The following is a 10297-nucleotide window of genomic DNA, read 5'->3' as shown; positions in this document are numbered from 1 at the left end:
AACGTGCAGGTCAGGCCCACAAAAGCACGGCCCCCCTCGCCTGAGCGAGGGGGGCCGCGGTGCGTCGGAAGCCGACCAGGGGCCATCCATCCCGTCTTCCGACGCGTCTGTGTGCAAGCGGCCCCCCACGAGCCGCATGCTGGCCTACCTTTCGGTCGACCGATTCCCCCGGGTCCCGGAGAGGCGCCCTCGGGGCACTCGGAACCAGGGGACGTTCAGCACGGGCGATCGAGCAGCCCGGCGGTCACGCTGAGGCGGCGGCCGGCGGACAGCATCGTCCAGATCGCCCGCGCCCCGCTCCGGGACCTCGCGCCATGGCGCCGCACTTCAGGGCCCGATTTTCGCCAACCAGGCTGACCTCCCATCCTGCCTGGCATATGCAATTTTCAACAGACAGTTAGCAGCTATATGCACACGCAGAGTTCACTTCGGGCGCGAATCCGTCACCAATCGTCAGGACGTACCCGGCAGTTGACTCCTGTTGATTCGAACGCACGCCCGAATATTTCTATCAGCTAACCGCTGGCCGTGTTTGGTTCCCGCCTCCCCCGCGACCTCCGTGGCGGGGGAGGCGGGGGTCATGTGCACGTCGACGAGCCGCAGGGTCTGATCGACCGCTTCACCTTCGACGAATCGCAGTCACGGGACCCGGCAGGGTGGGCCCAGTCGCTAGGCCGGGCGTGTCGGCGTAGGCGTGGAAAGTTGCGCAGCCAGGTACACCGCTACATGCACAACGGCTGCACGCTCATGACGGCGCTGACCCTTCCTCGCGGGCTGCCGCCACTCGCAACGCTTGATCGTTTCTGCGGTGAACTTGCCCACCCGCTCGGGTGAGCGGTCCGGCCGTCGTCCTGGCCGGGCGATCCCGGACCGCTACAACTCGCGTCGTGATCAAGACTCTTCTGCGCGCCGCGACAGCCGCCGCACTCACCGTCCTGCCCCTGACCATGACCGCACCGGCACACGCCGCCGAGGCCGTATCCCTGTCCGAGGCGGTGGCCAGCCTGCCTCTGGCCGCCGAGAGCCGCGACGGCTACCAACGCACCAGCTTCAAGCACTGGAACGCCGGAAAGCTCGACGACGGCTGCAACACCAGGATGGAGGTACTCCTCGCCGAGGCAGTCAACGCGCCGGAAATCCTCCCCGGCTGCAAGCTGTCCGGCGGCCGCTGGTGGTCCTACTACGACGCGAAGTGGGTCACTTCTGCCGGCGCCCTGGATGTCGACCACATGGTCCCGCTCGCCGAGGCATGGGACTCGGGGGCATCGCAGTGGACTGCGGAGAGGCGTGAGGCCTACGCCAACGATCTCGACGCCGACACCTCCCTCGTCGCCGTAACGGCCGGCTCTAACCGCAGCAAGGCCGACAAGGACCCCGCGGAATGGCTCCCGAACCCCGAGGTCACCTGCCGCTACGCCTCAGAGTGGACCGGCGACAAGAAGCGCTGGGGCCTCACCGTCGATGCCGACGAACTGGCCGCCCTGACCCAGCTCGCAGAGGCATGCCCCAACACCACCGTCGAGTACGAGCCCGCCCCGTAGCCACACCAACACCAACCCGCTGGAGGGCCCATGTCCGATTTCCGAGTCAAAGGCCAAGCGAGCGTCCTAGGCAAGCCGAGCACCTGGATCGACTCATCAGAATCGACAACCCACAACGAGACCGTCGCTCATGACGGCACGCTGAACATCGAGCTCCTCCCGCAATCCGACCAGGCCGCGACAGTCACCGTCACCATCACCGATTCCACTGGCCGGGAAGACACCCGCACCGTCACCCCCACGAGCCACGAGGCCATCCTGATCCCTTCCAGGTCCAAGGTTCGGGTGACCTACACCGCCGGTCAGGAAAGCCGCGCGAAGGTGGTGTGGACCCCGATGGGGGCCAGCTAGACCAGGAGACCTACCTCAAGCTGACGCCCTCGCCCCCTCTCACTCGGGCGAGGGCCAGGGGCGTGGGGCCATGTCCTTTCCCCCGGACAACCCCGTCATTGAAAACACAAGAGGTTAAGTCCTCACCTCCTCTAGCCTGCTGGGATGACAGAGCCCGAGCAGGCACTCGACCTGCATCAGTCCACCGACGGTGTCGTCGTCGACCCGCGTGAGGCCGCCCGCATCGGCCTGCAGTCCTTCGAGACGCTCATGTTGCAGACCATCGAGAAGGCCGGTCTGCCGACCGCCGGCATCCTGGTCGACCTGGAGCAGCGCCAGATCTTCATGGATACGGCCGGCCTTGCGCTCGTCAAGCTCGACGATGCACAGCGAGGCCGGGCGACCTACATCTCCAAGATGATCGCCGCAGGCGGCATCGGGCTCTTCGACGCTTCTTTGAACTACCTCTGGGACGAGACAGTCACCGAGCTGCGCAAGCGCGTGGTGAACTACGACCTCGAGTACTTCTACTCCGTGGCTGAGAAGTCCGACGCGAGGCGAAAGGAGCTGAAGACCGCCGAGGACCTGGTCAAGCTCGACGACTCGAAGCTGCTCAACGGAGCGCGTGAGATCGGGCTGATCAACGAGGTGGGGTTCCGGGAACTCGACCACATCCGCTACATGCGCAACTATGCCAGCGCCGCCCACCCCAACCAGGTCGAGCTTGACGGCCTCCAGCTGGCCAACTGGCTCAACACCTGCATCCGCCAGGCCATCCTCCTTCCCGACAACGTCGTCGTCGCCGCGGTCAAGAAGCTCCTGATCAACGTGAAGTCCAAGAAGATGGACGACAACGGCATCCGGGACACGGCCGTCTTCCTGAAGAACCTTTCGCAGGCTGAAGCCATCACACTCGCCTCCGGGCTCTTCAGCACCTACACCACGACCAGCAGCACCCCCGAGACCCTGGACAACATCCGGCGCCTTTGGCCAAAGCTCTGGGAACATGTCTCTGAAGACGCTCGCCACAACTTCGGCTTCCGGCTCGGCAACTTCAACGCCTCCGGCGACCACGAGCAGGCCGTGCTCGCACGCCAGCTCATCGACCTCGTGGACGGGACGACCTATCTCCCCGAAGAGGAACGGGAGGTCGAGGTCAACCAGGCCCTGGAGGAGCTCGTCCAGGTCCACAACGAGTGGAACAACTTCTACAACGAGCGTCCCGTCGCGCGCCGGCTCAGCGACCTTGTCGGCCAGCTCGGCGTCGTCCCGAAGGCGCTCACCCAGAAGTACGTCCTGAACATCGTCGATGTCTTTCTCACCAACGGACACGGCATCGCACTCGCCGCCGACCCGATCTACAGGGACCTGATCGGCAAGTTCGACCCAGAACAGGCATCCATCGCCCTTCGCTCTTTTACGGACTCAGTGATCTCCAGCAAGCTCCAGCAGGAGATCCCCCGGCAGCAGTGGGCCGTGCTCCTCACGATCATCGAAGACAAGCTCACGGCCCGACCTGAGCGGGAACTGCTGGACGCCATCCGTAAATCTGACGCCAAACCACATCAGCTCTGGATGCACAGCGCCATCAAGAGGCAGCTCCTGCAATGGAGTCAGGGAGACTGAGCTGCCCAATCGTGCCCGCTCACGGAGTGAGCGGGCACACTCACATCTCCAGCTCGGCACCCGTGACCCGCGCGTACTCGATCGCCACCTTGACGGAGGCGAGCACGCCGTGGAGCACTCGCTCCGGGACCCACCGGTCGAGCAGCTTCTCCCGCTTGCTCAGGTTGCATGCTTCACACGCCGGAACCAGATTCGACTCGTGCTCCCAGCCGCCCTGGCTTAGGGGGCGGACGTGATCGACATGCTCTGCCGCAGACCCGCAGTACACACATGGCCCGGAGGCAAGGATCTCTCGATAGACCTGCGCCGGAACCGGGCCGGCCACCTGAGCCCCCGCCTTCAGAGCCCGGCGTCGGTTCTGGGCCTTCCGCAGGCGAGCAGCACGAACTTCCCGAGGTAGCGCATTCCAACGACAAATACCGCATTGCCGGTCACGCCCGCGAAATGAGCGACCGCAATCACAACATGTCCGATGCGCAGCCAAGCACCCGAGGCAGCGGGACGTCAGCCCGCGGAACGGCCGCTCGCAGTCCACGCAAGTCCGCTCGCTTGCCCGGCACGGCTGACACCGCTCACTCGTCCCCTTGAAGCCGGTACCGCACTCGACACACGTCCGCCTGGTACTCCAGCAACTAGGACAACGCATCGCCGTCCCGAGGAACGACCTCTTGCAGCCAGTGCAGATCCGTTGGGTCCTCCGGCAGCGGTCGCACTTGAGCCCTCGCCCCCTGAACGTCTTCCTGCAGTCAGAACAGACCCGATCAGTTGTCTGGCACGGGGCGCACCGCAGATGTGTCCCCCTGAAGGCGTTGCCACAGGCAACACAGTTGCGGTCCTTGGAAGTCGCCTGCCCCATGCCTTCTCCTCGTCGAGCTAAGCGAGAGTTCTCGTCTGCGCCGTCGTGGACGATGCCACCAGGGTCTGACAATCGTTTCGTCTGTCGGGAACCCCGTAGGGCTGTCCGGGGACGACTGTCGGCGGGTTCTGGTACTCCTTGATCATGACGATCCGATCGCTGCAGCAGGACTTGGCGGACTTCGCTGCCGAGCGGGAATGGGAACGGTTCCACACCGCCAAGAACCTGGCCATGGCCTTGGCCGGCGAGACCGGTGAACTACTTGAGATCTTCCAGTGGCTGACCCCCGAGGAGTCCGCCACGGTGATGAGTGATCCGCCGAAGGCGAACCGGGTACGGGAGGAGATGGCCGACGTCTTCGCCTACCTGCTGAGGATGGCCGACGTCCTCGAGATCGACTTGGAGCAGGCGTTGCTTGAAAAGATCGCTATCAACGGCCGCAAGTATCCTGCCGATCGGGCCCGCGGCAGGGCCGACAAGTACACACAACTGGGGGGTTGAACAGCCATGCGCATCGTGATGCAGCCGGCGAGCCGGTCACAGAAGGTCGTCAAGAAGCACTACGACGACACCATCGCCAGCCCAGTCAACTTTGAGCAGTACGCACATCTCCTCGAGCCCGACGTCCTTGACCAGCTCAAGCAGCTGTTTCCCTCCGGTCAGGCGCAGATGTGGGGCGTCGTCCCCGGCAAGAGGGACGTCAACGTAGCCCACGTCAAGAAGATGACCGCGGGCGATTGGGTGTTCTTCACCGGCGACAAGAAGCTCTACCTCGGCGGCACCATCGCTCTCATGTGGCGCAGCCGTGAGCTGGCCGAAGAACTGTGGGAGAAGAACGGCAACGGCCAGACCTGGGAGTACATGTACGCCCTGTCCGGCACCCGAGGCTTCGACATCCCCATGGATGAAATCCGCAGTCTCCTCAGCTGGAACCCGGACCGCAACATCATGGGCATCACCGTCCTGGGCGAGGACGAGAGCGACACCCTCCAGACGTACCTGACCCTCGACCCTGCGCCGGCGGCCCCGCAGCAGGACGACCCTCAACGAGACGACAAGGCCATCGCCGACTACGACGGCGAACTGGAACGCAAGGCCACCCGGGCCCAGCGAGGTGAGCAGGCCGCCCTCAAGCGGCGCCTGCTGCCCGGCCTGACCGGGCAGTGCGCGCTCTGCGGCCGCGAGCTGCCCGGCACGTTTCTGATAGGGGCGCACATCAAGAAGAGAGCGATGTGCACGGACGACGAGAAGCGGGACCTGGCCAACATCGCCATGCTCGCCTGTACCTTCGGCTGCGACGCCCTCTACGAGCACGGATACATCACGATCGCGGAAGGTGGCGCCATCCGCGTCAGTCCCCTCGCGGCAGACATCCCCGAGATTGCCGCGCACATCCAGGAACGGTTGGCCGACCGCACAGTCGCATGGTGGAGCCCTCAGCGCGAGCCGTATTACCTCTGGCACCGCACGCACACGTTCAAGGAACTCCCCCCATCCTGACGTCGGGGGCACACCGGGACGCTCAGGCGGCCCCGGCAGGCCGGACAGTCCACCAGGCGCCAGTCGTTGTGGAGACGGATCCCCTGCGCGCCGCTACAGCGCGGTCGGGTTACGCGCTTGCCTTGACGGCGCGGCTGCCGCCCCTCCTCCCGGCTGCACGCGGCAGGAGGTCAGAAACCGAACGCGGCCTCGAGGGTGGCTGCCATCCCTGCGTCGTAGCCCTCGGGCAGCGGGGTCAAGGCCTTCCGGTCAAGGGCCTTGTTGATGCCGAAGTACGCCTCGATGTGACTGTGCGGCGGATTGTCCTCCAGGGCTGCGGCGATGGCCGCCCTACGGAGGGAGTGGACGCCCGCCTGGACGCCCACCTGTTCGGCAGCCCGCCGGACCAGCTGGGGCAGGTTCTCCTGCAGCCCGAGCAGCAGCGGTTCACCCGGCTCGGCTTCCTGGCTGGCCAGGTAGGCGTCCATGGCGACGGCGGCCGAGCGGGCGATCTGGATGTGGCGGCCGCCCACCACACGCAGGCGCGGCTCATCGCCGGGGGCGTAGTCGGCGACGGTCAGCCTGGCCGCCTCGGTCGGGCGGAGGCCTGCCATCAGCATCACCGACACGGCGGCGTGCAGCAGGGGATCCACCCGCGTCGCTGCCAGAAGGGCTCGGGCGTCCGGCTGCGCCAGGATCGGGCGTTGGACAGTGCGCGGCATCAGCGCCTCCTGCGATCGTCGGGGTCTCGACGGTAGCGCCACCTGGTACCCCCGGTCCGGCGGTCGGGGATCGAACCGGCGTGCAGCGCGCGCCCCGAGGTCTCCGCCGGTCACGCCTCCAACGCGTGTCCGTCGCCGGGCTGGGCTCCGATCGCCGGGCGGTGGCCGGCCTTCAGCTCGGGCACGTACTTGTAGAGCGTCGTCCTGCTGATGCCGAGGAGCTTGGCAATGGAGCTGATCGACGCCTCCGGGTTGGCGAGCATGGAGCGCGCGTGCAGGATCTGCTCTTCGGTCATGGCCGGAGGTCGGCCGATACGCTCGCCGCGGGCTCGTGCAGCGGCCAGGCCTTCATGCGTTCCCTGGACGATGAGCTCTCGGATGAACTCGGCGAGGGCGGCGAAGACGTGGAACACCAGGCGCCCGCCGGGGGTCGTGGTGTCGAGCGCTTCGTGCAGGGAGCGGAAGCCGATGCCGCGCTTGCGCAGGCCGGCGACGATCGAGATCAGATCCTGGATGGAGCGCCCGAGCCGGTCGAGGGACGGCACGACGATGGTGTCCCCGGGGCGCGCGTACTCCAGGGCGTTCCAGAGTTCCTCGCGCTCGGCGTTCTTCCCGGACTTCTTGTCGGCGAAGATCTTGGCGCAGCCGCAATCGGTCAGGAGAGCGATCTGCCGATCGAGGAGCTGGCCCTTGGTGGAGACCCGGGCGTAGCCGAGGAGGACTCCGGTCAGGTTGGCGGGGAACGAGGCGAGGACGTCATCACCTTCGGCAGCCCACTGGGTGGCGGTCGTCATGCCAACTAGCGTACAGAAAAGGGAGGTTCAACGTTGTTGAACACTCCAGATTGTTGGACACCCTTCTTGGACAGCAAGACGGGTGTCGGCACGCACGGAACGCGACCCGGCGACACCTGTTCAGGAACCGATCGATTGATGGACGCGACCCTCGGCGATCGACGTTGTCGATCAAGGAAGATGGGGGGCCGGTCAGTCCCGGGACAAAGGCCCCGCCCAACGGCTACGGGCGGGGCCTGCTCGCTACGCCAGGATGGTGTGCAACGTGCCTACCACTACAAGGGCGATACCGAAGGCTGCCAGCGGACCGCCGGCCAGGAAGGCGACCCATCCCGCGAGGGCGGAAGCGGTCAGGATCAGGCCCCAGCGCTGGGGCAGCGGCTCCGGCGCGTTGGTGTTTCCGGTGGAGTTTCGTCGTACATTAGCCACGGCTCTAGTTCCCATCTGAGTGCTTTATCGCGGCCCCGGGTACCGCCGGGGCCGTTCGCGTATCCTGCGACCGGTGGGCCGCTTCGCCCCTTCACACCTTGTTGGGGCGGCACTTAGAGTCTGTGGGCCTCTGAGGGGCTGTCAGCGGGAGTCTCTCAACGTTTTGATCCGCATATAAGCGATCCATATATTGATACATAGATAGATATGGATGAGGCTCATATGCGGATCAAAACGTTGGGGCCAAAGTCGTTATGGGGGACGCATGCCCAAGGGGATACCTGCTCTGGACCGCCGCTTCCGCCGCTTGAAGCAGTTGCAGGACTCGGGCCAGGTCGGTCCGGTGAACGAAGCCATGAAGACTGTCTGGCAAGGTGGGAACAAGCCTGAGCGCGTGTACCTGCGCTCCCGGCTACTCCTCTCCGGCCCGAAGGACCTGGCCCCGCCGCTGACCCAGTTGTTGGCGCCTCGCGGCATCGCGCTGCGGTTCTATCTGCTCTCCGTCTTCGAGGCGCACTGCCGCCTCAAGCCTGGTGAAGCGTGGACGTCGAGCCGGAAGCTCACCGGTCATCTCGGCTGGTCCGACTTCGTAGCTGTGGACTCCGCCTACAGCAGCCAGAAGGGGGGCGTCTACCTGCGAGAGAACGTCCTCCAGGAGCGGGACGGACAGTCCAGTCGGGTGCGACAGGTGCAAGGGGCGCTACGGGCTCTTGAGACTGTCGGTGGTGAGGGCCAGGCCCTAGTCCAGGTGCCACGCAAGAAGAACGGCACCCGGGACTACGAAGCCTTCTCGCTGATGCCGGAGAGCGGCCGCGGCAAGCTCCTCACTCCGGCTGACTATGTCGTGCCGGAACCCGCGGCCCGCGGAGTGTTCTCGATCCCCAGTGACTTCTTCCTGCAGGGCTGGGTCCAGGTGCTCACGCCTGCCGAGGTCGCCACCTGGCTCATCTTGCAACTGCTGAGCCAGGCGTTCCCGGCACAGCATTCGGAGTCGGGGGTCTACCTGTACGCAAAGAGGCGGGAGGGTCTATTCCGGCTAAAGCGTGACTCCTACGAGGACTCCTGTAACGCACTTCGGAACCTCGGATTGATCCGTGAGCCCCGCCAGCCAGAGCCCGTCGCCACTGACACCGAGTCACCAGTGGAGGACGTCATGGAAGTGGATCCCCGGGTGTTCGACTTCAGCTTCATGGACTTCGACTTGGACTCACCTCCCAAGTACGAACCCAACCGCCATCAGGTAGCAGACGATGGCCTTCACCAGCCCGCCCTGGAGACAGCCCTGAAGGAGGTCGTCATCTGGCGGGACGGCAAGAACAAGGCGAAGCACCAGTAACGATCGGTTGTTGAACAGCTATCCGAGGGCACTCAGGATCACCGAAAGCGGAACCCATCGATCCGGTAACCTGGCTCATCCGAAGCGGGTCACCCTCGATCGAGGCCGACGGAACTGGCCCTAACGACACCGGTGTTCGACATGCCGCAACTGGTGCTACGCTCCTCGGCTAGTCGCATCATCGTCAGTTCGTCTGCTCAGCACGGCCGTTGCCATCACGGTGGCCCGGTCGAGCCAAGGCCCCATCCGTCACTCCGGCGGATGTCCTGAAAGAGCAGCGAGTTGGACGGTGTGCGCCATAACCCTGGACGGCCACCCGGCCGGGAGGGCAGGTGGAGGGAACGGTGCCGAGTCAGGCCCTGGACCCTCGCCCTCTGCTGACCAAAGCGGTCAGCAGGTCGAGAGACCAAGGAAAGACTCCCGTGTCCCACGTACCCACGCCGGCCGTCGAGCCGCCGCTCCCCCTCGCCGCCGAGTCCGACATCGCTGATCACCAGCTCAGCGGTGCGCGCCCGTGTCCGCCCGCCTCGCAGGTGGAGCCCGACAAGAGCGTCGCCGCCAACGACACCGTCGAGCTGAGCCCCGAGCCGGCCGAGACGCCGACCGACGCCACCGTCGACCACCAGCAGCAGGAGCCGGCGAACAAAAAGCCGGATGCGCGCCCCCGGGCGAAGGCCCGCAAGTTCTTGATCTGGGTCGCCGGCCTCGTCCTCATGGCCGTCGTCGGCGGGTGCTCGGAGGCTGCGGCCACCGAGGGCTTCGACTGGCTCCGCGAGTGGAGGACCAGCCACTCCCGGTAGCCCCAGAAAACAGAACGGCCACCAGACGGATCCCCCGTCCAACGGCCTAGGGATCTTCTCCCGCATCCTGCAACACCGGCCCCGTCGCTCGCGGCGGGGCCACTCCTTTGCGCGCAGCCCCGGAGCCGCAAAGGATCACCGGAAGCGACGTCCGTCCGGACCGGCGATGCGCCCCTCGAAAGCGGTCCGCCCCCAATCCCGGTTGACTGAACTGACCCTAACGGCATTCCTGTTCGACATGGCGCATCTGGTGCTACCCTTCGCGGCTAGTTACATCATCGTCAGTTCATCTGCTCAGCACGGCCGTTGCCATCACGGTGGCCCGGTCGAGCCAAGGCTCCATCCGTCACTCCGGCGGATGTCCTGAAAGAGCAGCGAGTCGGG

Annotated in this window: 11 protein-coding genes; 7 read left to right on the top strand and 4 right to left on the bottom strand. The window is 65.6% G+C overall.

The annotated features are described in order from the left end of the window. The first annotated feature begins 887 nt into the window (after positions 1–887). From AVW11_RS04155 to AVW11_RS04145, 3 genes are all read left to right on the top strand, one after another. A complete protein-coding gene (locus AVW11_RS04155) occupies positions 888–1541 on the top strand; it encodes an HNH endonuclease family protein (RefSeq protein WP_076043265.1) in 654 nt (217 codons plus the stop codon). Between the two features lie 30 nt (positions 1542–1571). Continuing rightward, a complete protein-coding gene (locus AVW11_RS04150) occupies positions 1572–1892 on the top strand; it encodes a hypothetical protein (protein ID WP_076043264.1) in 321 nt (106 codons plus the stop codon). Positions 1893–2036: 144 nt separating this feature from the next. Beyond that, positions 2037–3497, top strand: a complete 1461-nt coding sequence (locus AVW11_RS04145; protein WP_206281875.1) for a hypothetical protein — start codon at positions 2037–2039, stop codon at positions 3495–3497. A 40-nt stretch (positions 3498–3537) separates the two neighbouring features. Here the strand turns inward: AVW11_RS04145 and AVW11_RS39185 are convergent, their stop codons facing one another. Continuing rightward, positions 3538–4143 carry an HNH endonuclease gene (locus AVW11_RS39185; protein WP_079250500.1) on the bottom strand — a complete coding sequence of 202 codons (606 nt, stop codon included), beginning with the start codon at positions 4141–4143 and terminating at the stop codon, positions 3538–3540. Between the two features lie 354 nt (positions 4144–4497). Here AVW11_RS39185 and AVW11_RS04135 point away from each other — a divergent pair, with 354 nt between their 5' ends. Beyond that, positions 4498–4854, top strand: coding sequence for a nucleotide pyrophosphohydrolase (locus tag AVW11_RS04135; RefSeq protein ID WP_076043262.1), 357 nt, complete (start codon positions 4498–4500; stop codon positions 4852–4854). Between the two features lie 6 nt (positions 4855–4860). Then, complete coding sequence (locus tag AVW11_RS04130; protein WP_076043261.1) at positions 4861–5853, top strand: hypothetical protein; 993 nt, start codon at positions 4861–4863, stop codon at positions 5851–5853. 170 nt (positions 5854–6023) lie between these two features. Here AVW11_RS04130 and AVW11_RS04125 read toward each other — a convergent pair whose 3' ends face one another. The 3 genes from AVW11_RS04125 to AVW11_RS37060 form a co-directional block, all read right to left on the bottom strand. Continuing rightward, a complete protein-coding gene (locus AVW11_RS04125; RefSeq protein WP_076043260.1) occupies positions 6024–6554 on the bottom strand; it encodes a site-specific integrase in 531 nt (176 codons plus the stop codon). A 110-nt stretch (positions 6555–6664) separates the two neighbouring features. Beyond that, positions 6665–7348: a recombinase family protein gene (locus tag AVW11_RS04120; RefSeq protein ID WP_076043259.1), complete on the bottom strand. Its 684-nt coding sequence runs from the start codon at positions 7346–7348 to the stop codon at positions 6665–6667. A gap of 243 nt (positions 7349–7591) precedes the next feature. Next, on the bottom strand, positions 7592–7777 hold the full coding sequence (locus AVW11_RS37060; protein WP_143568805.1) for a hypothetical protein: 186 nt from the start codon (positions 7775–7777) through the stop codon (positions 7592–7594). A gap of 265 nt (positions 7778–8042) precedes the next feature. Here AVW11_RS37060 and AVW11_RS04115 point away from each other — a divergent pair, with 265 nt between their 5' ends. Then, positions 8043–9113: a hypothetical protein gene (locus AVW11_RS04115; protein WP_076043258.1), complete on the top strand. Its 1071-nt coding sequence runs from the start codon at positions 8043–8045 to the stop codon at positions 9111–9113. Between the two features lie 422 nt (positions 9114–9535). Beyond that, positions 9536–9913, top strand: a complete 378-nt coding sequence (locus tag AVW11_RS04110; RefSeq protein WP_076043257.1) for a hypothetical protein — start codon at positions 9536–9538, stop codon at positions 9911–9913. Positions 9914–10297: the final 384 nt, after the last annotated feature.

The sequence above is a fragment of the Streptomyces amritsarensis genome, assembly GCF_001953875.1.
Taxonomy (GTDB): Bacteria; Actinomycetota; Actinomycetes; order Streptomycetales; family Streptomycetaceae; genus Streptomyces; species Streptomyces amritsarensis.
The sequence above is the reverse complement of the archived record's forward strand: the minus strand, read 5'-3'. Positions and strand labels throughout refer to the sequence as shown.

Excerpts from the sequence above, each read along its gene's own strand:
- AVW11_RS04115 (WP_076043258.1), top strand. The coding sequence starts at position 8,043 with ATGCCCAAGGGGATACCTGCTCTGGACCGCCGCTTCCGCCGCTTGAAG.
- AVW11_RS04150 (WP_076043264.1), top strand. The coding sequence starts at position 1,572 with ATGTCCGATTTCCGAGTCAAAGGCCAAGCGAGCGTCCTAGGCAAGCCG.
- AVW11_RS04130 (WP_076043261.1), top strand. The coding sequence starts at position 4,861 with ATGCGCATCGTGATGCAGCCGGCGAGCCGGTCACAGAAGGTCGTCAAG.
- AVW11_RS04120 (WP_076043259.1), bottom strand. The coding sequence starts at position 7,348 with ATGACGACCGCCACCCAGTGGGCTGCCGAAGGTGATGACGTCCTCGCC.
- AVW11_RS04125 (WP_076043260.1), bottom strand. The coding sequence starts at position 6,554 with ATGCCGCGCACTGTCCAACGCCCGATCCTGGCGCAGCCGGACGCCCGA.
- AVW11_RS39185 (WP_079250500.1), bottom strand. The coding sequence starts at position 4,143 with ATGCGTTGTCCTAGTTGCTGGAGTACCAGGCGGACGTGTGTCGAGTGC.
- AVW11_RS04135 (WP_076043262.1), top strand. The coding sequence starts at position 4,498 with ATGACGATCCGATCGCTGCAGCAGGACTTGGCGGACTTCGCTGCCGAG.
- AVW11_RS04145 (WP_206281875.1), top strand. The coding sequence starts at position 2,037 with ATGACAGAGCCCGAGCAGGCACTCGACCTGCATCAGTCCACCGACGGT.